The sequence below is a fragment of the Bradyrhizobium sp. MI1.3 genome (assembly GCF_055811695.1).
The window spans coordinates 122,779-147,004 of sequence record NZ_JBVVPQ010000007.1 but is presented as its reverse complement, the minus strand read 5'-3'; the positions used below and the strand labels follow the sequence as shown (position 1 = coordinate 147,004).

Here is a 24,226-nt window from a genome sequence, read left to right as displayed (position 1 = left end):
CATGAACTGGCTTACCAATGTGGTCCGGCCGAAGATCCGCAACATGCTGCGGCGGGAGACGCCGGAGAATCTGTGGATCAAGTGCCCGGATTCCGGACAGCTCGTGTTCTACAAGGACGTCGAGGCCAACCAGTTCGTCATCCCCGGCTCGAACTATCATATGCGCATGAACGCGGTGGCGCGTCTGAAGTCGATTTTCGACAACGAGACCTGGTACGACGTCGCGCTGCCTGACGTCACGCCCGATCCGCTCAAGTTCCGTGACGAGAAGAAGTACGTGGATCGCATCAAGGATGCGCGCGCGCGAACCAACCTCAACGACGCGATCAAGGTCGGCTACGGCAAACTCGAAGGTGCCGCCGTCGTCGTCGCCGTGCAGGATTTCGACTTCATGGGCGGCTCGCTCGGCATGGCCGCGGGCGAAGCCATCGTGCGCGGGCTCGAGCTTGCGGTCGAGAAGAAATCACCCTTCATCGTGTTCGCCGCCAGTGGTGGCGCGCGCATGCAGGAAGGCATCCTGTCACTGATGCAGATGCCGCGCACCACGGTCGCGGTGCAGATGCTGCGTGAAGCGAAACAGCCCTACATCGTCGTGCTGACCAACCCGACCACCGGCGGCGTCACCGCGTCTTACGCGATGCTCGGCGACGTGCAGATCGCCGAGCCCGGTGCGCTGATCGGTTTTGCCGGCGCGCGCGTGATCGAGCAGACCATTCGCGAAAAACTTCCCGAGGGTTTTCAGCGCGCCGAATATCTCAAGGAGCACGGCATGGTCGACATGGTCGTGCATCGCCACGAATTGCGCCCGACCCTGGCGCGGCTCTGCCGTCTGTTGACCAGGGCGCCGGCGCTGGAGAGTGGATCCAAACCGGTGCAGCCGGTCGTGAGCCCGGCGCAGATCGTATCGGCTCCCGAAACGGCGCCGGCCGCGCCGCACGCGTGAACGCTTCCTCTGACAGCGCAAAGCCGCCGCTCGGCGAATTGATCGGGCGGCTGTCGGCCCTGCATCAGAAACGCATCGATCTCGGGCTGGATCGGATGCACCGCCTGCTCGAGCGGCTCGGTCACCCCGAGCGCAAGCTGCCGCCGGTGATCCACATCGCCGGTACCAACGGCAAGGGCTCGACGCTGGCTTATCTGCGCGCGACGCTGGAAGCCGCAGGCCTGCGCGTCCACGCCTACACATCGCCCTATCTCGTTCGCATCAACGAATGTTTCCGGCTCGGCCGCGTCGGCGGCGGCGTGCTGGTCGATGACGACGAGTTGCGCGCGGCACTGGAAGAGGTCGAGCGTGTCAATGCCGGTGAGCCGGCCACCCTGTTCGAGCTCAAGACGGCGGCTGCATTTCACCTGTTCGCGCAGAACCCGGCCGATGTGGTTCTGCTGGAGGTCGGCCTTGGGGGCCGGCTTGATTCAACCAATGTGGTTGACGCGCCGGCGGCCTGCGTGATCACGCCTATCAGCATGGACCACATGGATTTCCTCGGCGATACTTTGACGTCGATCGCCGGCGAAAAGGCTGCAATCATCAAGCAGGGCGTGCCCGTGGTGTGCGCCGAGCAGCCGGGTGAGGCGATGGCCGTGATCGAGGCGCAGGCCAAGCGCATGCGGGCGCCGTTGTTTGCCGCGGGCGAGAGCTGGCATGTCAACGTCGAGCACGGGCGCCTGGTTTATTCCGACGAGCGCGGCTTGATGGATCTCACAGCGCCGCGCCTGTTCGGTCGCCACCAGTTCGACAATGCCGGTCTCGCCATCGCAACGCTGCGGGCCACCAACGCCTTCAAGATCAACCAAGCGGCGTTCGAGGCCGGGATCGTCGGTGCGGAATGGCCGGCACGGATGCAGCGCATCGCTTCGGGCGAGTTGCTCGCTCTCGGCCCGCAGGGCTCGGAGATCTGGCTCGACGGCGGCCACAATGCGGAAGGCGGCCGCGTTGCGGCGGCCGCGCTCGGCGATCTCGAAGAGCGGGTGTCGCGGCCGCTGGTCGTGATCGCCGGCATGATGGCCAACAAGGACGCGCAGGCTTTTCTCGCCAATTTCGCCGGTTTGACCCGTCACATCATCGCGGTGCCGATTCCCGACACCGACAACGCGATGCCGGTCGACCGCCTCACGGATGCCGCCCGCAGCCTCGGCATGCGCGTCGAGCCCGCGCCCGGCGTCGAGGCCGCACTGCGCGCCTTGGCGAAGCTCGCCTACGAAGTGCCGCCGCGCATCCTGATCACCGGCTCGCTCTATCTCGCCGGCCACGTGCTCGCCATCAACGGCACGCCTCCTGCATAGAGGTTGGGTAGCCCGGATGGAGCGAAGCGCAATCCGGGATTGTACCAAAAGCGACAAAGGCCCCGGATTACGCTTCACTCCATCCGGGCTACAGGAAGACCCATGCGTTTTGCAGCGATTGCCGACGTCCACGGAAATTACCTCGCGCTGGAAGCTGTGCTCGCCGACATCCGCGCGCAAGGCGTCTCCGACATCGTCAATCTCGGCGACATGCTGAGCGGTCCGCTCGATGCCGGCCGGACCATCGAAATCCTGATGCAGCTCGATGCCGTGCACGTGCTCGGCAATCACGACCGCTATCTGCTCGACCGTCCTCCGGAGAAGATGGGTTCGTGGGATCGTCCGGCCCATGCAGCGCTCGACGCCGCGCAACTCGACTGGCTGCGTGCCCAGCCGATGACGCGCGTCTTTCGCGAGCAGGTGTTCCTCTGCCACGCGACGCCCGACAGTGACGAAGTCTATTGGCTCGATACCGTGCATCCCGACGGCGCGGTGGCGCTGTCGCCGCTCGATCGCATCGAGCAATTTGCGCAAGGCATCACGCAATCGCTGATCCTGTGCGCCCACACCCATCTCGCCCGTGCCGTGCGACTTCGAGATGGAAGGCTGATCGTCAATCCCGGCAGCGTCGGCAGCCCCGGCTATCGCGACAAGCATCCGTTCCCGCATGTCGTGGAGGCCGGTACGCCGCACGCGCGTTACGCGATCCTCGAGCTGGCCGATGGTGCCTGGCAGGTCACGTTCCACCATGTCGTCTACGATCATGAGGCGATGGCCGCGCTTGCTCGCCGCAACGGCCAGCCGGAGCTGGCGAACGCGCTGGCGACGGGATGGATTGCCTAGCGCCGTCGCCTCGTAGCCTGGATGGAGCGAAGCGCAATCCAGGAATCGTGCCACAAATGACGACGGCCCCGGATTACGCTGCGCTCCATCCGGGCTACCGGTTACGGCTGTTTCAACAGCTTCATCGGATCGGCCACCTTCTGCTTCAGCTGCTCGAAGCTGCATTGCCGCGGGGCCTTGTCGGGACGCCAGCGCAGAATCGAGGTGCCGTGGCGAAAGCGCTCGCCGCTGAAATGGTCGTAGCAAACCTCGATCACCAACTTCGGCTTGAGCGGACACCACTTGGCCGAGCGCTCGGTGGACCAGCGGCTCGGCCCGCCCGGCGCGTTGCCGGTGAAGCCCGGCTCGCCGATCAGCGCCTCCAGCCGATCGGTCAGACCGGGCTTGTCCGTCGCCTTGATCGCCGAGGTGAAGCCGACATGATGCAGGAGACCTTCGTCGTCATAGAGTCCGAGTAGCAGCGATCCCACCACCTTCCGGCCGGCGATCTTGTTGGTGGCATAGCGGAAGCCGCCGACCACGCAATCGGCGCTGCGGAATTTCTTGATCTTCTGCATGCCGTCGCGATTTCCCGCCTGGTAGGGCAGGTCGATGCGCTTGGCGATGACGCCGTCCGAGCCGCCGCCGGATTGCGCCAGCCATTTCCTCGCAATGGCGTAGCTCGTGGTCGCCGGTGAGAGGCGGAAGATGCTGCCTTTCAGATGGGCCTTGGCAAACGCTTCCAGCGCCGGCCGTCGTTCGCTCAGCGGCTGCTCGGCAAGTTGTTTCTCCCGGGCCGTCGCAAGCAGATCGAAAGCGAGATAGAGCGCCGGCGTCTCCTCCGTGAGCTTCTTCACGCGGCTCGCCGCAGGGTGAATGCGTTGCAGGAGCGCGTCGAAGGAAAATCCCTTGCCGTGCGGCACGACGATCTCGCCGTCGAGCGTGAAGCGATCCGCCTTCAGCTTCAGCGCCGCGGCGACGATCTCAGGGAAATAGCGCGCGAGGTCTTCACCGGATTTCGAGCGCAGATCAATGCTGCCGCCGTTGCGCGACAGCAGGCAGCGGAAGCCATCCCATTTCGGCTCGTATTGCCACTCCTTGCCGCGCGGGATCTCGTCGACCGAGCGCGCCTCCATCGCCACGAGGGACGTCGATTTTCGCGCGCACTTTGCGGGAGGAGGAGGCAACAGGCGGGACTCATCATACGCTGGACATGTCCCATCAACGCAAAACGGCCGGCTTTCGCCGGCCGTTTCCAAAAATATTCTTGTGCGAGCCGGATCAGACCGCGGAAGTGATCCACTGCTGCAGCTTCGCCTTCGGCGCCGCGCCGACCTGGCGGGAGGCCATCTCGCCGCCCTTGAAGATCATCAGGGTCGGGATCGACATCACGCCATATTTCGACGCGGTCTTCGGGCTCTCGTCGACGTTGAGCTTCACGATCTTGACTTTGTCGCCCATCGCGCCGGCGATCTCGTCGAGCGCGGGTGCGATCATGCGGCAGGGGCCGCACCATTCGGCCCAGAAATCGACGACCACGGGGCCGTTTGCCTTGAGCACTTCGGCTTCGAAATCGGTGTCAGAAACCTTACCAACGGCCATGGGAGTACCTCGTACCTGAGAGAAGGGCGCGACGGGAATCGCGCCCGAGATCATGGCGCCAACCTATGAATGGCTCCTTGCCGGGTCAAGGACGCTCACACCGAGATGAAGAGATGCCAGCGCCGCGTCCAGCGCGGGAGCCGAAATCTCCATATATTCAAGGGCCTCGGTCCAGAGCAGGACGGCGCGGATCGGCTTTTGGGGATAAAGCCTCGATAGCACCGCCCGGTACAGCGCCAGCTGCCGGACATAGGCGGCGGGCGCCGCATGGGCGCTCTTGGAAGCCGCCTGATTGGTCTTGAAATCGACGATCAAGACCTCATCCGGCCGAACGACCAGCCGGTCGATCTGGCCGGACACCAGCGCGGGAGCGTGGCCCGGCCGTTCCAGCCTGCCGACAATCGCGACCTCCGCCCGGCTGCCGGCGGCAAACACGGGGGCAAACCGTGGTTCGGCGATCAAGGCGAGCACCTTGTCGGCCAGCGCGGCCCGGTCGGCCTCCGCCCAGTCCGCGGCATTGCGCGCCATGAAGCCGAGCGCGGCCTCGCGCCGACGCTCGGTGGGGATGTCGGGGAGCGATTGCAGCAGCCGGTGCACCAGCGTGCCGCGTTGCAGCGCGAGCGCGCGGGACTGCACTGATTCGCCCGACAGCACGGTGCGGCCTTCCCCGGACGGCTGGCCGGAGGGGCGCACCGGATCGTCTTCGATGGTCTCGGGCGGTACCGGCGTCCGCAGCCAGACCGGGAGCGCGGTCGTCTGGTCCAACGAGATCGCGGGCGTGCCCAGCGCCACGACATCCTCCGGTCGGGAGAAGCGCGTTACCTTTCCCAGCGGCGTCTCGATCGTCTCTTTCGCCAGGCCCGAGCCGGCGAGCCCGGTGTCGACCAGATCGTACCAGCTCAGCTTGCGGACCGTCTTCATGTTGCCGGGCATGCAGCCGCCGACGATGAGCCGGTCGGCGGCGCGCGTCATCGCGACGTAGAGCAGGCGGCGGTATTCGTCCTCGGTCTCCTCGAGCATCGCCTTGCGGGCGTCGGCGACGGGCTTGGGATCGTCCGCCTTGCGTCCGGCCCAGACCACCACCTCGCCGCCATTGCCGCGCGGGACCTGGATCAGCCGGAGCCGCTGCGAATCCGCGGGCGACGATGTGGTGTCGACCATGAACACGACCGAGGCCTCCAGGCCCTTGGCGCCGTGCACGGTCATCACCCGCACCTCGTCGCGCGAGATCTCCATGTCGCGCTTCACCTCAGTATCGGCCGAGCGCAGCCAGGCCATGAAACCCTGCAGCGAGGCCGGCGCCTTGCGCTCGTAATTCAGCGCCAGCTCCAGGAACTCATCGAGCGCGTCATTGGCCTCATGGCCGAGCCGGCGCAGCATGCGCGCGCGTCCGCCGTCGCCCCCGAGCAACCAGGCGTAAAAGGCGAACGGCGTCTCCTCGCGGGCTCGGGTTTCGCAGGCTTCGAGGCGTCGCAACGCCGCAGTGAATGTCTCGCTTGTCGGGGCATGTTCGCCGAGCGCGCGGCGCAGCGATCCCTTGCGGTCATGGGCCAGCTGGAACAGATCGTCGTCATCGAGCCCGAACAGCGGGCTCTTCAGCGCCACCGCGAGCGCGAGATCGTCCTGCGGCAGCAGCAGCGCGTCCGCAAGATTCATTAGGTCGATGATTCCGATGTGCTCAGTGAGCTTGAGCCGATCGGCGCCGGCGACCGGAACGTTGGCGTGCTTCAGCGCCTGGATCACTGCATCGAACGCGTTGCCGCGGCGGCGCACCAGGATCAGCATGTCGCCATAACGCAGGGGACGCCGCTCGCCCTCGTGGCCCGTCAGCGTGCCGCTCTCGACCAGCCGCTTGATCTCGGTCTGGATCCGGCGCGCGAGCTTCACCTCTGGGCTGGTGGCGGCGACGCCGTCGAACGGCGCGCGCCAGCCCTCGATCTCCTGCCTGTCGTCGGCTTCCGCAAGGTCCCAGAGCTCGATCACGCTGGGACCTGCATCGCCGAGAGCGTTGTGCAGGGGATGACCGGTCTCGAGCGAATGGATGCTCTTGTAGATCGCGGGCTCGCGGAAGACGTGGTCCACCGAATGCAGGATCGCGGCGCCGGAGCGGAACGAATAGGTGAAGGCGACCGGATCGAATTTCAGTCCGGCCGCCGTGAACTTGCGGTGCAGCTCGCGTCGGCGTGCGTCGAACTCCCGGGGCTGAGCACCCTGAAAGGAGAAAATCGACTGCTTCTCGTCGCCGACAGCGAAGACGGTGCGATTCAGGCCTTCGCGCGCACCTTCGCCGGCGGTGAATTCCGAGATGATGTGCGCGACGATGTCCCATTGCCGCGGGCTGGTGTCCTGGGCTTCGTCGATCAGCACGTGATCGACGCCGCGGTCGAGCTTGTAATGCACCCAGCCCGAGGAAACGCGGTCGAGCATCGCCAGCGTCTTGTCGATCAAATCGTCATAGTCGAGCAGGCCGCGCTCCTGCTTCTCGCGACGGTAGTTTGCGGCGGCGGCGGTTGCGATATGCAGCAGGGCCGCGCTGCGGTCGCGCATGGTCACCGCGCGGCGCTTCTCGATCAATCCTGCCAGGCGTTGCGCCTCGTTCTCGAACAGGCGGGCGACGGATGGTTTCTGCTCGCCGAACTTCTTGGTCAGCACCGCCTTGCGCGGCAGCTTTTCGTCGGTCAGGAAGACGCAGAGATAGGCATCGACCTGCGCGGCACCGGAAAACGCCTTTGCTTCGCGGAGCCGGCTGGCCTGGTCGTTGTCGGACTTGCTGCCGTCTTCCAGCGCGAAGGCGATGTCGTCCCAGCGCGATCGCGGCAGATACGGGCCGTCGAGAATCTCCGTCTCGACATCCTCGATGCGGTCGTTTGCGTCCACGCCCAGCACGGCCGCCATCTGCGCAGCAGCGGCCTCGGCGTTGCCGGCCTCATCGGTCCAGGCCATGAAGTGGTCGCGGCTGAGACATGCCTCGCGCACGACCTCCTTGAAGGTGACGTCGGCGGCGCTCGCCATCGCGGTCTGCAGCGCGCGGCCGGTGATGCTTTCAGGGTCGCGCGCGGCCTCCAGCAGCACCTTCAGATTGGCGCGCTCCATCATGTCGGTCTGGTCGCGCTCGTCGATCACGGCAAAGCGCGCGGGGACATTGGCCTCGAACGGAAACTGCTGGAGCAGGCGCGTGCACAGCGCGTGGATGGTCTGCACCTTCAACCCGCCCGGCGTCTCCAGCGCGCAGGCGAACAGCTTGCGCGCTTCGCGCCGCAGTTTTCGGTCCGGATGGGGAATGCCGACGTCACGGATCGCCGCATCGAGCGCGGTGTCGTCGAGCGTCACCCAATGCCCGAGCGTGGTGAACACGCGCTCGGCCATGTTGGCGGCAGCCGCCTTGGTGAAGGTGATGCAGAGGATCTTTTCCGGCGGCACGCCCGAGAGCAGCAGGCGGATCACGCGCTGCACCAGCACATGCGTTTTGCCCGAGCCGGCATTGGCCGACACGAAGGCCGACGCGGTCGGATCCGATGCGCGCGCCTGTCGCGCGCGCAACTCATCCGGGATGGGGCGCGGTGCCTTCACCATTCCTCGATCCCCAATCCACCGGCCGCGGACCATTCCTTGATCCGGGCGAGATCGTCATAGGCGCCGTAGCGGTTGGTCCACATCGGCAGGTTCAAGGAGGTATAGGGCTGGTTCTCGTCGTCGAAGGCGCGAATCAGCGCCTCGAGCTTGGCCCTGGCCTCAGCAGCCGCGGTGTCCGGCGGCTGCGGCTCGTCGCCTTGCCTATACTTGAGCTCGAGAACGCGCTCCTCGCCCGGCGGATTGTTGCCGCTCAGGCGAACATAGACGAGCTGGCTCACGGACGCACCAGCATCGATGTCGGGAAAACCGCCCTCGCGCAGGATCGCGGCTTCCAGCGTGAGCTGCGGCGACAGGCCCATGCGGACCTGCTTGCCGGTCGGTGGCTGGCCGGTCTTGTAGTCGAGGATAGCGTAGCCGCCGCCTTGGCGCCGTTCGATGCGGTCGGCGCGAGCGGAGAGACGGAAGCTGCGCCCATGGTCGAGCGGGATCGAGATTTCGCCGCGGGTTTCCGCGGTGATCACCTCGATCGCGCCGCGCCGCGCCGTCTCCCATTCGCCGAACCAGCGCGCGATGCGCTGGAAGCGCGGCCACCACAGCGCCCGCGCCTCGGGTCGCTCCATCAATGGCGCAAAGTATTTTTCGCCGATCGCGCGCAGCACGCGTGAGGGATCATCTGGCAGATCGGTGGCGTAGCGTTCCGTGAACTCGCCGAGCGCATCATGGATTGCCGAGCCGCGGTCGGCGGCCGACAGCGGCATGTCGACGGGATCGAGCGCGTCGAGCCGCAAAATGTGTTTTGCGTAGATCGTATAGGGATCGCGCAGCCAGTCCTCGATCCCGGTCACAGACATCCTGAGCGGCCGGGTCGCGCGGGGCGGTCGCGGCTCGGGCTGCTTGATCGGTCTCACCTCGTCGGGCTGGTCCAGCGCGGCTGCGAACCGCACGTATTTCTCGCCCGCGCGAATCGCGGCCTTCCAGTGCGCATCGCCCGCGACCGCCTCTAACCGATGCAGGAAGCGCGAGGCGACCGCCGGCGCACCGCCGGCCTTGGCGGAGTGGGTGAGGATGACCTCGTCGCCACCGAGCAGTTGCGCAAAATCGTGGGCGGAGAGGCCGATGCGGCGTTCCGGCAGATCGAGGCCGAGCTGGTGCCGCATCGGTCGGCTCAGCCACGGATCGATCCGCGGCGCCGGTGGCCAGACCCCCTCGATCAGGCCGCCAACGATGATGCGGTCGGCCTGCATCAGGCGCGATTCCAGCGGGCCGTAGATCTGCAAGCGCGCGCCCGGCCTGTCCCGCCGCCGCACCGCGCGATCGCTGAACGCGGTCTGGAAGACGTCTGCGTAGTCGGGCAGCGTGACCATCAATCCGCTGGTCGTGCCGCCGCGCAGGAGATCGTCGAAGGCGCTCGCGAGCGCGAGGCCTTCGCGCTCCTCGAACGCCAGCGGGATGCCCTGCTCGTCGCGCGACAGCTCGATCATGATCTCGCGATGCCGATGCGCGAGTTCGGCGAAGTCATATGGTCTTGATGATGCAAGACTCTCGATCGGCGCCAAGGCTTGTCGTAAGCCATCGATCAGCACCTGAATGCGATCGAGGTCTTCGGCCTTGAGACGTGCACGCGGCTCGGCCTTGTGCAGCGCGGAGACCTCGCTGCGCCACAGCTTTGCCAGTTCCTCGCGAAAGCGATTGAATTCGCGCAACAGGCCGGCGGTGCCCGCGGGCGGGCGCGTGCCGCGCAACAAAGCGAGCTCCAGGTCTTCGATCGCCGCCTTCCATGCACCAGACGCCCGGCCGATCCGGCATAGCGGATGCTTCAGCATCGCCAGCAGCGTCGGCGGCTCCAATCCCTTGGTCGCAGCCTCCGCTGTCAGTCGCGCAAAGACGCCGGCGGCGGTTTCCATCAGGACATCGCCGCCGGAATCATCGAATGCGAGATCCCATCGTGTCAGCGCAGCCATCACCCGCCGCGCCAGCGCGCGATCGGGCGTGACCAGCGCCGCGGATTTGTCGAGGTGCCGCGCCTCGCGCATCGCGATGGCGATGGCGAGCGCTTCCATTTCCGGGTTGGGGGCTTCGACAACCGCGAGGTTCTTCATGCCGCCGGTGATCTTCGCGGCCACATCCGGCTGCTTCAGCCGGTCGTGCCATATCTCGGTCTTGGCCGAGGGCCGCATCGATTCCGACGCCAGCAGATCGCGACCGCCTTCCGCCGGTGGCTGGAGACTATCGACGTCGCTGCGCTTGATGCCAAACCGATCCAGCAGCGCGTGCATGGCATATTGCGGATGGTTCGAGACCGGGTGCTCAGCGAACTTGCCGAGCGAATCGCGTACGCCGCCGATGCTGCGCCATGCATCGTCGTCGAGATCAGTGTCGAGGCCGGGCAGCACCACGGCGCCATGCGGCAGCGAGGCGACTGCATGGAGAAATCTTGCCGTGGCCGGCATCGAGCCGGTCGAACCGGCCGCGATCACGGGGCCTTGGTGATGCGCGGTCAGCCGCTTGGCTTCGGCATCGATCAGGAGGTCGCGGCGGGCAGCGGGCTCGATGCGTTTGATTTCGGCGAGATGACCCGGCCAAGCGATGCGCGCGATACGCAAAAATTCAAGCGAGTGCTGCCAGTACCGGTCGAGCATATCAGGTACGAGGCCATCGAGCGCGCTCCAGTCGACGCCGCGCGTGACCATGTCGTCGATCAGACGCGCGAGATCGGAAGCCAGCGCCAGCGTCGAGGCGGGGCCCCCGACGACCAGCGGAGACAGCACCGGGCCCTTGGCCCAGGCCGCGACGAGCTGCGCCAGTGTCAGCCGCCGTTCGAGCTCGCCGAGCCGCGGCGGAATGTCGAGCGGCGTTGCGCCGGAAAACTGTTCGCCCTCATCGGCGAAAGCGAGCTCATCCTCGTCGATGTCGCCGAGCGCGACGATGCGCGGCAGCACGACCGCATCCGCCTTCATCTCGTCGAGGAAGATCTCGCGGACGACGCGCATGGCGCGCCGTGTCGGCAGGTACAGCGTGGCGTCCGCCAGCCGCGCCGGTTCCTTGCGCGCCTCAAAGCCCTCGACCAGCCGGCCGTCGAGCAGGCTGGAGACGACGGTGCGCAGGAACGGAACTGAGATGGGAACGCTGAAAACGCGCATGAGCTGCCTGATTCGGGAATCAGGCGCCAATATAGGGAGGCGGACTCAAATGGATATGGGTGGAGGGAGATAGTCCCCGCTGTTCGCCGGACCAGAACAGGTGCCGTAGGGTGGGCAAAGGCGCAACGCGCCGTGCCCACCATGTTTCCGCGAATTTCAGCTTAGATGGTGGGCACGCTTCGCTTTGCCCACCCTACGGCACCGTGCGCGAGAGCGGCCCTACGCCACGCTCTCCAGAAACGCCTCTTCGGCCGCGTGGACGGCATCAGGCGTGCCGACATGCATCCAGACGCCGTCGAGGCGAAGGCCGAACAGCCGCTCCTGCTCGTTGGCACGGTCGAACATCTTGGTCAGCGAGAACTCGCCCGTGGGGGCATCGGCGAAGATCGACGGCGACAGGATCGCCGCGCCGGCATAGACGAACGGAACGACCTCTTTTTCCTTGCGCTTGCGCAGGGCGCCGTCCGCCAGCATGCCGTAATCGCCGCGGCCGCTATAGCCGATGCTGGTCGCCGTCGGCGCCATCAGCAGCAAAATGTCCATGCGCTCAGGGTCGAAGTTTTCGGCGAGCCGCGTCAGGTTCGAGCGCACGCCGTCGATCCACAGCGTGTCGGAATTGACGTGAAAGAACGGTGCGTCCCCGAGCAGCGGCAGTGCCTTGACCACGCCGCCACCGGTGCCGAGCACCTGGTTGCGCTCGTCCGAGATGGTCACGCGCGGATGCTGGCGGGATGCGGTGTGATCGATGATCTGGTCCGGCAGATAGTGCACGTTGACCACCGCCTCGCTCACTCCGGCGTGGGCGAGCTTGTCGAGCACGTGGTCGAGCAGCGGCTGGCCGGCCACCGGAACCATCGGTTTCGGCATCTTGTCCGTCAACGGACGCATGCGCAGGCCGAACCCTGCGGCGAGCACCATGGCTTTGGTCGGTTTGACGGACATCCTTCGCTTTCTCAGACCTACTGATTTCGCGTTCGCAGCAATCCTAACACGAGGTTCGACTGACCGCACCGCGTCTTAATCGCCTTAACCACCTGCCGTGACGCTTGTACGACGGGTGTTGCCGTTACGCCCCGATGGATGTGGAACGCGTCTTTTTCTTCTTGTCGCCGAGCTTGAGAAAGTTGACGCCGATCTGGTCGCCATTGACCCAGGCGAGCTCGCAGCGTCGGTACGCAAGTCCGGTGGACGACAGCAGCAGAAAAAATTCCTTCAGATGCAGGCCTTCGACCGAGCCGTCGATGGTCAGCTTGGCGCCGCTGTCGGACACGTCCTCCATGGTGCAGTCGCGGCGCCAGGTGCCGTCGATACCCATCATCTGGGCCGCGATCCCGCGTTCGAAAACAACCCGGCTGTTGCCGCGCTGGTCCGTCTTCACCGCCATCTGCCCTGCTCCAGCCCCGTAATCATCCGGCTGCCTCGCCGCTAGATTACCGGTGTCTTGGCTAACAGCCGGTAAATCGGGCCCCGAATCAGCCTTTTCCGCCCCTGCTAGCCTTTTCAGCCTTGGGCCTCAGCCTTGGGCCGGCCTTTGGGGTGGCGGGACATTGGCGAGATACCAGTCGCGCAGATGGGCGAGCGCGGGATGCGCCAGCGAGCGCTGGAGATAGGTCCAGATCCGCGGCTGGTGACGCAGATAATGCGGCTTGCCGTCGCGGCGGTTGAGGCGGGCGAAGGTGCCGAGCAGACGCGTGTTCCGCTGCGCCGACATGATGGCGTAGAGCTCCGCGAAGCCGGCCGCGTCGAAGCTCGCGGCGCTGGCGCGGCGCGCCTTGATGTAGCGCGACAGCAGCGTCAGTTCGATCGCCTCGGGCACATCGATGCGGGCGTCCTGGAGCAGCGACACCACGTCGTAGGATTGCGGCCCCAGCACGGTGTCCTGGAAATCGATCACGCCGACGCGTTCGATGCCGGTGCGATTCCCGAGCCAGATCAGGTTCGGCGAGTGATAGTCGCGGATGATCCACGTCTTCGGCGAGGACTGCGGCTTCTGCAGCAGCTCGCGCCACATCGCGAAAAATTCGGCGCGCTTCCCGTCGTCCAGCGGCGCGTTGCGATCGGGCAGGTACCATTCCGGCATCAACCCAATTTCGGTCAGCAGTGCCTCGGTATCGAAGACGGGAATGGCGTAGGTCTGCCCCCCGAGCGGCAGCGTCTCCGGCAGCGTCTTGCCGTGCAGCACGGCTAGCAAATCGACGGCGGCTTCGTAGCGTTCGGTGATCGGGCGGGGCGGATCGCCCTCAATCACGCCTTCGCTGCCGAAGTCTTCGCTGATCAGGAATCCGTGGTCGAGGTCGGAATGATGGATCGCGGGCGCGGAGATTCCCTGCGCGCGCAGGCCCTCATCGATGGCGACGAAGGGTTTGATGTTTTCGGCGAGATGCACCGCGGCGCTGTAGGATTTTCCGTTGTACATCGCAGCGCCATCCGGGCGCTGCGGCGAGTTCATGAGGATGACGATCTCGTCGTCGCGCAGCAGCCGCGCATAGGAGCGCGTCGAGGCGTCGCCTGCCATCCGCTTGCGCGTTGCCTCCATGTAGCCGGATGCATCGAGGAATTCTCGCAGCGCCTTTAGCCGCGCGACGATGGCGGCAGCCTTGCCATGGCCGGTGATGTCGGCGGCGCGTGCGTTCGAGCCCAGTGCCGGCCGGTGCGTCAGCGCGATGTCGATGCGGTCTTGAGGCATCGCCGAGGGCGCGCGCTCCGGCCATTCGATCAGGACGAGGGTTGCTTCCGGCAGCGGCGACAGCCCGATCTCTTCGAGCTCGCTCTCGTCCTCGACGCGGTAGAGGTCGGCATGCATCACCGGGAATGGCGGCAGCTCGTAGCCCTGCACCAGCGTGAAGGTCGGGCTCGGCACTTCCAGTGCATCGTCGCCGGCGAGGTAGCGGATCATGGCCCGCGCCGCCGCGGTCTTGCCGGCCCCGAGATCGCCGGTGAGCGTGATGACGTCGCCGGGGCCGACCAGCAGCGCGAGGTCGGCCATCAGTTGCGCAGTGGCCGTCTCGTTGTGGAGCGCGACGCAGAATGTGGCTGGCGCAGTCATTCGGCGGCGTCGCGATGCGCCGCCTGGTCGGTCGGGAAATCACAGATCACGACCGTGCCCCTGCCCACGATCGAATCGACCCGGATGTTGCCGCCATGCAGCTCGACGAAGGAGCGCACCAGCGACAGGCCGAGCCCGGCGCCGCGATGACGCGAGCCCTGCGAGCGGCTCTCGAACCAGTTGAACACCTTGTCCTTCATGTCGGCAGGTATTCCAGGCCCGGAATCTGTCACCGTGAAGACCACACTGCGTTCGGTGCGGCGGGCGCTGATGCCGACGGTGGAATCCGGTGGAGAAAACCCGACGGCATTGGCAAGGAGGTTATAGAGCACCTGCACCACGCGCTTCTCGTCGCCGGTGAAGCTGCCGACATCGGGCGCGATCTCGACCTTGAGGCGGATGCGGTCGGTGGCGAGCCGGTCCTGGAGACCCTCGGCGGCAAGCTCGATGGTCTTGCTGACGTCGACCGGGCCGAGTTCCAGCTTCATGGCACCGGCGTCGATGGTGGCGAGATCCAGGATGTTGTTGGTCAGCGCCAGGAGCGCATTGGTCGATTTGGTGACGTAGTCGAGATATTCGGCCTGTTTCGGCGTCAGCGGCCCGGTCGAGGGATCGCTGAGGAAATGCGCGAAGCCGATGATGGTGGTGAGCGGCGAGCGCAGCTCGTAGGAGACATGGTGGACGAAATCCACCTTCATCTGGTCGGCGGCCTCCAGCGCCTCGTTGCGCTCGCGCAGCGCGCGCTCGACGTTCTCGGTGTCGGTGATGTCCTGGAACGTCAGCATCGTTGCGCCGTCGTGCAGGGGCCGGATCATGCCGTCGAGCACGCTGCCGTCCTTGCGCTCCAGCTTCAGCGGAACGTCGGCGCGGCTCTCGATCGAGGTGACAGCCTCGCGGATCTGGCGCCAGACGATCGCGTCGTCGAACAGCTGATGGCACCAGCCCTCGACCGTCTGGATGTGCGGCTCGTCGCGCATGGCGTCAGCGGACAGCTTCCACATCCGGACGAAGGCCGGGTTGAACAGCTGCGCCTTGCCGTTGCTGCCGAACACCGCGACGCCCTCGGCGAGGCTGTCCAGCGTCTCGCGCTGGACCCGGATCATGCCGTCGAAGCGGCGGGCGAGCTCGAGGCTCTCGGTGACGTCGTCGAACAGATAAGTGACGCCGCCTTCGGGGTTCGGCGTGGTGACGACGGAGAGCGCGCGGCCGTCGGGCAGGTACCAGGTGTCCTTGGCAGCCTCGACCGCCCGATAGGCCTCGTGCAGCTTCGCCTTCCAGGCGCGGAAGTCCGGCTGCTCCGGCAATTTGCGCGCGGCGCGGAGCTTGTCGAGCACGCTGGAATCGTCAGGGTTGGCGTCGAGAAAGCTGCGGTCGAGGTCCCACAGCTGACGGTAGGAATCATTGTAGAAGGCCAGTCGGCGCTGGCCGTCGAACACGGCAACGCCGGAGGAGAGCTGGTCGAGCGTGCGGCGATGCGCTTCCGCCATCCGCACCAGCGCCGAGCTCAAGGCATCCGCTTCGCTGGCATCAATGGCAACGCCGACATTGCCGCCGCCGACATTGACGGCGCGCACGTCGTAGATGCGCCGCTCGCCGCCGATCACGATCGGCAGGCGCGAGGTGAAATTGGCCGTTTCCTTCAGCCCCCGCTCCATCGCGGTGCGGTCGGCGCTGTCGAGCAGCTCGAGCTTGCGCTCCTGGGCGTCGGTGATGCTGGCCGCCTCGGTCGCACGGACATAGGCGGGGTTGGCGTAAGCCAGCGCGCCGTTCTCGCCCTTGGCCCAGATCGGCCAGGGTGCGGCGGTCGCGAAGCCGCGCAGCATTTCCGTCTCGTCGGAGAGGGCCTTGTAACGCAGATTGGTCTCGGCCAGATCGCGGCGGAGCCCTGAGAGCTCGCGAATCCTGACGATGGCCTGGCCGCCGATGGCGCGGCCGATAGCCTCCAGCGTGTGGCCATGCGCGGTGGTGAGCGTCAGCTGGAACCCGTCGCCGCGGTCGCGCAGCGCATCGACGGCGTGATCCATCCGGAGCGCCGGTTCCGGCGGCAACCAGGTTCCAAACGCGAGCACGCGCTGTGGAGAGGAGTCGCGCGGCAGCACCATGGAGATGTCACCGGAGATCTGCGCGCGATTGTCGCCGGCCGGCCAGGAGATCAGGATCTGCGGCTCGGCGAACAGCAGTGCGCCGAAGCGGTCGGCCTGGAGCTGGAGTTCCCCGATCCGGGCGCGCAGCCGCGCCTCATTCTTCGCCGTGCGCACGCGCGTGCGCATCAGGAGGATCGCGGCGACCACCGAGAAGCCGAGCAAGGCCAGCGCGGTGGCCAGCACCGCGAGCTCCTGCCGGTTGAAATCCAGCAATGCTGAGAGTGTGTCGACGAGGTCGGCGGCCTCAGCCGGCGCAGCCGGCAGCAGCGCTGCGAGAGCGCTTCCCAACAAGCCGTTGCGCACGAGCGATGTGCACGACAGCAGCGTCCGACGCATCGACACGATCACGCCTGACATAGTTGCCCCAAGATCGCACGAATTTGCGCGCGGCGACCCCCGTCGCGCGCGAATCAAACGACAATACCCTCACCGTGACTCCACCGGTAAGAGTCCAGACCGTGAACGCAACGGCGACCCCAAAAAAATGCGGGGCGCGGTGTTCCAATTCACGTAGTTCCTCGGGTGATTCGAGTGGAATTGCCGTGTGATCGCGCGTCATGCGGAGCTTACCGCGAAGCCGGTGCGTTCCCTCCCCCGCTCGCGGGGGAGGGTTGGGGAGAGGGTATCTCGGCAACGGGACAATCCCCCAGAGGATAGAACCCTCACCCGCGCCTTCGGCGCGACCTCTCCCGCAAGCAAGCGGGAGAGGTGCACACCCAACGCTCACCCCGTCTTAGCGGCCGGTCGAGCCGAATCCGCCGGCACCGCGGTCGGTCGCGGACAGGGTCGCCACGGGAACCAGCGCGGCCTGCACCATTGGCGCGATCACCATCTGTGCGATGCGCTCGCCGCGCTTGACCACGAAGGCGGTCTGGCCGTGATTGATCAGGATCACCTTGATCTCGCCGCGATAGTCCGCGTCGATCGTGCCCGGTGAGTTCAGCACGGTGACGCCGTGCTTGGCGGCAAGGCCCGAACGCGGCCGCACCTGCGCCTCGTACCCGGGCGGCAACGCTATCGCGAGGCCCGTCGGCACCAGCGCATATTGGCCGGGCGCAAGCGTCAGCGGCTCGTTCTCGGCCACCGCCGCCATCAGATCGAGACCGGCGGCATCATTGGTCTGATAGGCCGGCAGCGGCAGCCCTTCCGCGTGGGACAGGCGTTGCAGTTCGACGGTGACTTTGGTGCTCAAGATGCGGGCTCCCGGGATTTGCCGGTCACGCTCTTTGCGATATGCGCGACCAGTTCAATGGCGACCTGTTCCTTGGTCATCGCCGGCCAGGAATCAACTGCAATCTCGCCATCCTTCTTATCGTTCTTCTCACCATTGTTACGGCTGATGAGGTGCACGGTGTTGCGGTCCCCGCCCATCACGCCGGTTGCGGGAGAGACGTCGTTGGCGACAATCCAATCGCAGCCCTTGCGGGCAAGCTTCGACTTCGCGTTGTCGATGAGGTGCTCGGTCTCGGCGGCAAAGCCGATCACCAGTGGCGGACGCTTGTCGGTCAGTTTCGAGATCGTCGCGAGGATATCGGGGTTCTCGACCAGCTGGAGCGGCGGCATGCCGGCCGAGGTCTTCTTCAGCTTCTGCTCGCCTTCATTGACGACCCGCCAGTCGGCGACTGCGGCGGCGAAGATCGCGATGTCAGCGGGAAGCGCGGCCTGCACCTGCTCCAGCATCTGCCGCGCCGATTCCACATGCTTGACCGTCACGCCCTGGGGATCGCTGAGATCGACCGGGCCGCTGACCAGGATCACCTCAGCGCCCGCGGCCTGTGCGGCGGCGGCGATCGCAAAACCCTGCTTGCCGGAGGATCGGTTGGCGATGTAGCGCACCGGGTCGATCGGCTCGTGGGTCGGGCCTGCGGTGATCAGCACGCGCTTGCCGGCGAGTGGGCGCGGCACCGGCGGCCGCAGCAGCCGCTCGGCGGCGGTCGCAATCTCGATCGCTTCGGACATGCGGCCGATGCCGGCTTCACCTGCTTCCGCCATCTCGCCGGAATTCGGCCCGATCAACATCACGCCGTCGCGTTGAAGCTGCGCGACATTGCGCCGCGTCGCCGCGTTGTTCCACATCAGCGGATTCATGGCCGGCGCGAGCAGGACCTTGCGGTTGGTCGCGAGCAGGATGGCGCTGGCGAGATCGTCGGCATGGCCGTTGGCCATCTTGGCCATCAAATCCGCGGTCGCAGGCGCCACCACGATCAGGTCGCACTCCCGCGCCAGCCGGATATGACCGGCGTCGAACTCGCTCTGGGCATCGAACAGGTCGGTGTAGACGCGCTCGTGCGAGAGCGCGCTCACGGCCAGCGCGGTGACGAATTGCTGCGCCGCCTTGGTCAGCACGCAGCGGACCTCGATCCGCCGCTCCTTGAGCCTTCGAATCAGGTCGAGCGATTTGTACGCCGCGATCCCGCCTCCGATGATCAGGGTGACGCTGGCTTCTGGAACGGCGCCGGTGCGTTGAGGAATCGGGGTGGTGAAGGCCGCGGGCGGCGCCGTGAACGGCGTCAGGGGCTCCTCACGGCCTTCGATCAGCTCTCCGAGGATGACCCGGACCTCTTCCTCGACCGACCTGCGGTTCTTGGCCGAGCGCAGCCTGAGGTAAGTTTTGATGCCTTCATCGAGCTTGCGAATGGTCAGGCTCGCCATGACGCCCCTCCAGCACAAATGATAGCGATGCTATCATTTGTGTGATTGCACTGCAATCAAAGATTCCGGACGGCGATCAGGATGCCGATGAAGGTCGCGGCAATGATCCAGAGCGCCACGGTGCGCCAACGGTTCTTGCGGCCCTCGCTGCGGCCCATCGCCGCGATGCTCTCCGGCGACAGCCGGATGCCCTCCCGGGTCATGGTCTCCAGCTGTTCGAGCACCGCAACCGAGCGCTCGGCGATGTCAGGCAGACGCATCAGGATGCGCGCGAGATCGCCGGTCCCGGAGATCGCGCCCTGGACCCGGCCGATCGGGCCGAGATTGCGCTCGATCCATTCCCGCACCACGGGGTCGGCGACCTTCCAGATGTCGAGCTTGGGATCGAAGCCGCGTGCCACGCCCTCGACCACCACCATGGTTTTCTGGAGCAGGATCAGCTCGGGCCGCGTGGTCATGTCGAACAGGCCGGTGACCTCGAGCAGCAGCGTCAGCAGCCGCGCCATCGAGATCTCTTCCGCCGTGCGGTTGTGAATGGGCTCGCCGATGGCGCGGATCGCTTGCGCGAAGTTCTCGACCGAGTGATGCGCGGGCACATAGCCCGCCTCGAAATGCACTTCCGCGACGCGACGATAGTCGCGGGTGATGAAGCCGAGCAGGATTTCGGCGAGGAAGCGCCGCTCCTTCATGCCGAGCCGGCCCATGATGCCGAAATCAACCGCGACGAGGCGACCCGCGTCATCCAGGAACAGATTGCCCGGGTGCATGTCGGCATGGAAGAAGCCGTCGCGCAGCGCGTGGCGCAGGAAGCTCTGAATCACCTTGCGGCCGAGATCGGGCAGGTCGACCTGCGATTCTGCCAGGCGCTTGTGATCGTTCAGCGCGATGCCGTCGATCCATTCCATCGTCAGCACGTTATGCGTGGTACGGTCCCAATCGACGGTCGGTACGCGGAAATCAGGATCGTCGCGCGTGTTCTCCGCCATTTCCGACAGCGCCGCGGCCTCGAGGCGCAGGTCCATCTCCATCGCGACCGAACGCGACATGGTGTTGATGACCTCGATGAGGCGCAGGCGCCGCGCCTCGGACGAATAGGATTCGGCCTTGTATGCGACGAAGAAGAAGTCGGAGAGGTCGCGGCGGAAGCGTGCGGCCACGTTGGGCCGCAGCACTTTCACGGCGACCGCCTTGCGGATGCCGTCGCGCAGGACTTCGCCGCGATGTACCTGTGCGATCGAGGCGGCTGCGACCGGCGCACTGAGGCTCGCGAACAACTCGGTCAGCGGCCGTTCCAGCGAGGTCGCGATCACAGCTTCCGCTTCGGCTTGCGAGAACGGCGGCAGGCGGTCCTGAAGGCTTTCGAGGTCGCGCGCCATGATGACGCCGACGACGTCGGGGCGGGTCGCCAGAAATTGCCCAAGCTTGAGATAGGCCGGGCCCATCCGGGTCAGCGCACGCGACAGCCGCGGGCCGTGCTTCGGACCGCGCCGCTCGATGATGCGCGCAAGCTTCAGCGCGAGCTGCCCGGGCGGCGGCACCAGGCTCGGATCGACGGCGCCGAACACGCCCTCGCGCGCAAAGACGAACGCGGCGCGCATCAGGCGCGCACTATGGGTTATGGCAGAGATCACAAACGCCAGCCCGAATGCAGTGCGACGATGCCGCCGGACAATATCTGCCAGTTCACGCGGGCGAAGCCGGCGTCACGGATCATGTCGGCGAAGGCGTTGGGTCTTGGAAACTTGCGGATCGACTCGACCAGATATTGGTAGGACTCGGCGTCACCCGTGATCATGCGCCCGAGCGGCGGGATCACCTTGAACGAGAACAGGTCATAAAGGCGATCCAGCCCGGGCATCTCGACGGTGGAGAATTCCAGGCAGAGGAAGCGGCTGCCTGGCTTGAGCACGCGATAGGCTTCGGCCAACGCGAGATCGATCCGCGGCACATTGCGAATGCCGAAAGCGATCGTATATGCGTCGAAGCTGCGGTCGGCGAAAGCGAGCGCTTCGGCATTGCCTTCGACGAAATCGACCTGGGTCTCGAGATGCCGCTTGGCGGCGCGCTCGCGGCCTACCTCCAGCATCCCGGAATTGATGTCGCAGACGGTGGCATGGAAGCCGGGGCCTGCGGCGTTGGCGGCGCGGAAGGAGATGTCGCCGGTGCCGCCGGCGACGTCGAGCAGCGCGAACGGCCGGTCGCCTCGCGGCGGGTCGAGCGCGGTGATCATGATGTCCTTCCAGACCCGATGCAGGCCGCCGGACATCAAATCGTTCATCAAATCATAGCGCGACGCCACGCTGTGAAACACATCGTTCACCAGCGTCTGCTTGTCGCCCAGGGGCACGTCCCTGAAGCCAAAATGCGTGGTTTCGCCCGGCCGATCCATTACTCTACTCCACGAGGCGGACCATAGCGCGCCCGCCGCAATGGCGCTATCACACCGCCCTCATAAGGTGAATGCCTGACCATGCCCGAATTGCCCGAAGTCGAGACCGTCCGCCGCGGCCTTCAGCCTGTCATGGAGGGCGCAAAAATCCTGGTCGCGGAGGCCCGCAGGCCCGATTTGCGCTTTCCCTTCCAGCCGGATTTCGTGGCCCGACTGAAGGGGCAGGTCGTCACGGGGCTCGGCCGCCGTGCAAAATATCTCATGGCCGATCTCGCCTCCGGCGACGTGCTGTTGATGCATCTGGGCATGTCGGGCTCGTTTCGCGTCATCAAGCCGGACAACGAGGTAGCGCCCGGCGAGTTTCACTATCCGCGAGCCAAGGACTCCACGCACGATCACGTGCTGTTTCGGATGTCCTCCGGCGCCGACATCATCTTCAACGATCCGCGCCGCTTCGGTTACATGAAAGTGATCGCGCGCAGTGCGCTCGACGACGAGCCACTGCTGCGCGGGCTCGGCCCCGAGCCGCTCGGCAACGAATTCGACGCTGCGATGCTGGCGCGATCCTGCGCAGGCAAGACCACGAGCCTGAAAGCCGCGTTGCTCGATCAGCGCGTGGTCGCCGGGCTCGGTAATATCTATGTCTGCGAAGCCCTGCATCGCTCGCATCTGTCGCCGCGCCGGATCGCGGCGACACTCTCGACCAAGAAGGGCGAGACGACGGACCACGCAAAGCGATTGGTCGGCGCGATCCACACCGTGCTGAACGATGCGATCAAAGCCGGCGGATCGTCATTGCGCGACCACCGCCAGACCTCGGGCGAGCTCGGCTATTTCCAGCACTCGTTCAAGGTCTATGACCGCGAGGGCGAGAAATGCACCACGCCGCGATGCGGCGGCATCGTCAAGCGTTTCACGCAGAACGGCCGGTCGACCTTCTGGTGTCCGAAATGTCAAAAATAGCTGCTCATGCAGACGCCGCAACTTGAAACCGAACGGCTGATCCTGCGTCCGCTCGCGCTATCCGACGCGCCGGCGATCCAGCGCCATTTCGACAACTGGAATATCATTCGGCATCTCTCCACCGTCGTACCCTGGCCGTATCCAGCCGATGGCGCAGAAGCTTTCGTCCAGCTGCAGTTCGACAAGGTCTCAGCCGGAGAGGAGATTTATCTCTGGGTGCTGGTGCTGAAGGGCGGCGATGATGAGGCGATTGGAAACATTCATTTCCGGCCCCGTGCCGAAGGCCTGAAAGGCCATCGCGGCTTTTGGCTGGCCGAGCCTTACTGGCGCCGCGGGTTGATGACGGAAGCGGTCGCCGCGGTGAACGACTTCGCCTTCGTTACACTGGGCCTCGATCATTTCTACGTCTGCAACGCGGCCACCAACGAGGCCTCACGCCGGGTCAAGCAGAAGACCGGTGCAGAGTTCGTCGGCTTCGTCGAGCTCGCGCATCACGGCGGACGGTCGAAAGCAGAGAAATGGATCGTGCGGCGTGAAGCCTGGCTGCGCGATAAGGGCAATGTGCGGTTGGATTGAGCCAGAGGGGCGCGATGGTGCGATCCATCCAGGCTACGAAAGCGAATTCGTCGTGCTCGCAATGCCGATGGATGGAGTCCTCTCAAAAACGCGAAGCGAAGCAATCCGGCCGGGCTGGTGGCCGGATTGCTCCGTCGCTGGGGCCCTTCCGGATGGTGAAGGGCCGGCTGGCGTCTGAGCGATTGCCCCGCTCAGGACGCCAGTGTCGTGGTCTCGTCGGCCGCTAGCTCGGCGGCCACGTGCAACATTCCGTCCGCGGCCGCGATGACCTGGTCGATCAGGACATTGGTGGTGGCGGCGAGCTCGAGCCGGGTCTCGATCCAATGCCAGAGGCCGCGGATCTCCTCGGTCGACTTGCCGTTCGGCGCGAATTCGCTCACCGCAAGGCCGCTCGCGAGCGAGTCCTGGTGGTCGTTGCGCATCCCGATCAGCGGGCGCGCGAGCACCTCGGCGAGATCGAGCGCTGCTTCCTCGGCGAGGGTGTTGGCGGCATTGTCGATGCGCTGACCGCGGATCGGAGTCTGGTTCAGGACGAAGCTGTAAGGCCGCTTCCAGGCACGCGCGACGCTCAGCGTCGAAACGGTCGCCTCGATGTCGGCGACGCTCGGGCGGGCCGGGATCAGGCAGAGATCAGAATGGCGGATCGCGGCGGTGGTCGCGGCGCTGAGGCCGGCGGCGGTATCGACGATCGCGAGCTGGAGGCCGCTGTCGGCCAGCATCTTCAGGCGCGGCTCGATGTCGGCGGCGTGATAGATCGGCTCGACGACGAGATCGTCGGTGGTGCGGCGGCGCTGCCAGTTGGACAGTGTGCCCTGCGGGTCGGTTTCGATGAGGCGAACGGTGAAGCCGGCCTGCTTGGCTGCCAGCGCGAGGCCGATGGCGAGCGTGCTCTTGCCGCTGCCGCCCTTTTGGGTGGCCAGTACGATCGTGTGCATTGAAGGTCCTTTGGAGTGCTCGGGTCAGGGAAACGCCACGCGAACGTGCATCGATCTCGATGCTGAGCTCTTCTCGCTCAGGACGTGCCGGCCCGATCCAA

General features: G+C 65.8%; 18 protein-coding genes. 5 read left to right on the top strand and 13 right to left on the bottom strand.

What is annotated here, in order from left to right:
• Position 1: 1 nt before the first annotated feature.
• From accD to AC0L3A_RS07190, 3 genes are all read left to right on the top strand, one after another.
• Positions 2-943, top strand: coding sequence for an acetyl-CoA carboxylase, carboxyltransferase subunit beta (gene accD / locus AC0L3A_RS07200; RefSeq protein WP_007598402.1), 942 nt, complete (start codon positions 2-4; stop codon positions 941-943).
• Positions 940-2,283 carry a bifunctional folylpolyglutamate synthase/dihydrofolate synthase gene (locus AC0L3A_RS07195; RefSeq protein WP_007598401.1) on the top strand — a complete coding sequence of 448 codons (1,344 nt, stop codon included), beginning with the start codon at positions 940-942 and terminating at the stop codon, positions 2,281-2,283. The genes accD and AC0L3A_RS07195 overlap by 4 nt, the downstream gene beginning before the upstream one ends.
• Positions 2,284-2,385: 102 nt before the next feature.
• A complete protein-coding gene (locus AC0L3A_RS07190; protein ID WP_007598400.1) occupies positions 2,386-3,126 on the top strand; it encodes a metallophosphoesterase family protein in 741 nt (246 codons plus the stop codon).
• A 101-nt stretch (positions 3,127-3,227) separates the two neighbouring features.
• Here the strand turns inward: AC0L3A_RS07190 and AC0L3A_RS07185 are convergent, their stop codons facing one another.
• The 12 genes from AC0L3A_RS07185 to ubiE form a co-directional block, all read right to left on the bottom strand.
• Positions 3,228-4,241: an ATP-dependent DNA ligase gene (locus AC0L3A_RS07185; RefSeq protein WP_007598399.1), complete on the bottom strand. Its 1,014-nt coding sequence runs from the start codon at positions 4,239-4,241 to the stop codon at positions 3,228-3,230.
• Positions 4,242-4,386: 145 nt separating this feature from the next.
• Positions 4,387-4,707, bottom strand: a complete 321-nt coding sequence (gene trxA, locus AC0L3A_RS07180; protein WP_007598398.1) for a thioredoxin — start codon at positions 4,705-4,707, stop codon at positions 4,387-4,389.
• Between the two features lie 63 nt (positions 4,708-4,770).
• Positions 4,771-8,280, bottom strand: coding sequence for a double-strand break repair helicase AddA (gene addA / locus AC0L3A_RS07175; protein WP_007598397.1), 3,510 nt, complete (start codon positions 8,278-8,280; stop codon positions 4,771-4,773).
• Complete coding sequence (gene addB, locus AC0L3A_RS07170; RefSeq protein WP_007598396.1) at positions 8,274-11,420, bottom strand: double-strand break repair protein AddB; 3,147 nt, start codon at positions 11,418-11,420, stop codon at positions 8,274-8,276. Before addB ends, addA begins: the two co-directional genes overlap by 7 nt.
• Positions 11,421-11,639: 219 nt before the next feature.
• Entirely contained in the window at positions 11,640-12,362 is a 723-nt protein-coding gene (locus AC0L3A_RS07165) for a nucleotidyltransferase family protein (protein WP_007598395.1), read from the bottom strand.
• 124 nt (positions 12,363-12,486) lie between these two features.
• The gene (locus tag AC0L3A_RS07160; protein ID WP_007598394.1) at positions 12,487-12,804 is read right to left on the bottom strand and encodes a PilZ domain-containing protein; all 318 of its coding nucleotides are present in this window, start codon (positions 12,802-12,804) and stop codon (positions 12,487-12,489) included.
• Between the two features lie 129 nt (positions 12,805-12,933).
• Positions 12,934-14,466, bottom strand: a complete 1,533-nt coding sequence (locus AC0L3A_RS07155; protein ID WP_007598393.1) for a bifunctional tRNA (adenosine(37)-N6)-threonylcarbamoyltransferase complex ATPase subunit type 1 TsaE/phosphotransferase — start codon at positions 14,464-14,466, stop codon at positions 12,934-12,936.
• Entirely contained in the window at positions 14,463-16,967 is a 2,505-nt protein-coding gene (locus AC0L3A_RS07150; protein ID WP_007598392.1) for a sensor histidine kinase, read from the bottom strand. The genes AC0L3A_RS07155 and AC0L3A_RS07150 overlap by 4 nt, the downstream gene beginning before the upstream one ends.
• 376 nt (positions 16,968-17,343) lie before the next feature.
• Complete coding sequence (gene dut / locus AC0L3A_RS07145; RefSeq protein ID WP_007598390.1) at positions 17,344-17,802, bottom strand: dUTP diphosphatase; 459 nt, start codon at positions 17,800-17,802, stop codon at positions 17,344-17,346.
• Positions 17,799-19,262 (bottom strand): bifunctional phosphopantothenoylcysteine decarboxylase/phosphopantothenate--cysteine ligase CoaBC, encoded by a 1,464-nt coding sequence (gene coaBC, locus AC0L3A_RS07140; protein WP_007598388.1) that lies wholly within the window; start codon positions 19,260-19,262, stop codon positions 17,799-17,801. Before coaBC ends, dut begins: the two co-directional genes overlap by 4 nt.
• Positions 19,263-19,318: 56 nt before the next feature.
• Positions 19,319-20,893 carry a 2-polyprenylphenol 6-hydroxylase gene (ubiB, locus tag AC0L3A_RS07135; RefSeq protein ID WP_473253911.1) on the bottom strand — a complete coding sequence of 525 codons (1,575 nt, stop codon included), beginning with the start codon at positions 20,891-20,893 and terminating at the stop codon, positions 19,319-19,321.
• Complete coding sequence (ubiE, locus tag AC0L3A_RS07130; protein WP_007598374.1) at positions 20,890-21,651, bottom strand: bifunctional demethylmenaquinone methyltransferase/2-methoxy-6-polyprenyl-1,4-benzoquinol methylase UbiE; 762 nt, start codon at positions 21,649-21,651, stop codon at positions 20,890-20,892. Before ubiE ends, ubiB begins: the two co-directional genes overlap by 4 nt.
• An 81-nt stretch (positions 21,652-21,732) precedes the next feature.
• Here ubiE and mutM point away from each other — a divergent pair, with 81 nt between their 5' ends.
• Together mutM and AC0L3A_RS07120 are read left to right on the top strand one after the other, a co-directional pair.
• Positions 21,733-22,614, top strand: coding sequence for a bifunctional DNA-formamidopyrimidine glycosylase/DNA-(apurinic or apyrimidinic site) lyase (gene mutM / locus AC0L3A_RS07125; RefSeq protein WP_007598373.1), 882 nt, complete (start codon positions 21,733-21,735; stop codon positions 22,612-22,614).
• Positions 22,615-22,620: 6 nt separating this feature from the next.
• A complete protein-coding gene (locus AC0L3A_RS07120; protein WP_007598372.1) occupies positions 22,621-23,190 on the top strand; it encodes a GNAT family N-acetyltransferase in 570 nt (189 codons plus the stop codon).
• 191 nt (positions 23,191-23,381) lie between these two features.
• Here AC0L3A_RS07120 and AC0L3A_RS07115 read toward each other — a convergent pair whose 3' ends face one another.
• Complete coding sequence (locus AC0L3A_RS07115) at positions 23,382-24,125, bottom strand: ParA family protein (RefSeq protein ID WP_007598370.1); 744 nt, start codon at positions 24,123-24,125, stop codon at positions 23,382-23,384.
• Positions 24,126-24,226 lie beyond the last annotated feature (101 nt).

Coding starts and splice junctions, on each gene's coding strand:
- AC0L3A_RS07150 (WP_007598392.1), bottom strand. CDS start 16,967: ATGTCAGGCGTGATCGTGTCGATGCGTCGGACGCTGCTGTCGTGCACA.
- AC0L3A_RS07190 (WP_007598400.1), top strand. CDS start 2,386: ATGCGTTTTGCAGCGATTGCCGACGTCCACGGAAATTACCTCGCGCTG.
- AC0L3A_RS07160 (WP_007598394.1), bottom strand. CDS start 12,804: ATGGCGGTGAAGACGGACCAGCGCGGCAACAGCCGGGTTGTTTTCGAA.
- AC0L3A_RS07120 (WP_007598372.1), top strand. CDS start 22,621: ATGCAGACGCCGCAACTTGAAACCGAACGGCTGATCCTGCGTCCGCTC.
- trxA (WP_007598398.1), bottom strand. CDS start 4,707: ATGGCCGTTGGTAAGGTTTCTGACACCGATTTCGAAGCCGAAGTGCTC.
- AC0L3A_RS07115 (WP_007598370.1), bottom strand. CDS start 24,125: ATGCACACGATCGTACTGGCCACCCAAAAGGGCGGCAGCGGCAAGAGC.
- mutM (WP_007598373.1), top strand. CDS start 21,733: ATGCCCGAATTGCCCGAAGTCGAGACCGTCCGCCGCGGCCTTCAGCCT.
- ubiE (WP_007598374.1), bottom strand. CDS start 21,651: ATGGATCGGCCGGGCGAAACCACGCATTTTGGCTTCAGGGACGTGCCC.
- addA (WP_007598397.1), bottom strand. CDS start 8,280: ATGGTGAAGGCACCGCGCCCCATCCCGGATGAGTTGCGCGCGCGACAG.
- addB (WP_007598396.1), bottom strand. CDS start 11,420: ATGCGCGTTTTCAGCGTTCCCATCTCAGTTCCGTTCCTGCGCACCGTC.
- accD (WP_007598402.1), top strand. CDS start 2: ATGAACTGGCTTACCAATGTGGTCCGGCCGAAGATCCGCAACATGCTG.
- AC0L3A_RS07165 (WP_007598395.1), bottom strand. CDS start 12,362: ATGTCCGTCAAACCGACCAAAGCCATGGTGCTCGCCGCAGGGTTCGGC.
- AC0L3A_RS07155 (WP_007598393.1), bottom strand. CDS start 14,466: ATGACTGCGCCAGCCACATTCTGCGTCGCGCTCCACAACGAGACGGCC.
- AC0L3A_RS07185 (WP_007598399.1), bottom strand. CDS start 4,241: ATGGAGGCGCGCTCGGTCGACGAGATCCCGCGCGGCAAGGAGTGGCAA.
- coaBC (WP_007598388.1), bottom strand. CDS start 19,262: ATGGCGAGCCTGACCATTCGCAAGCTCGATGAAGGCATCAAAACTTAC.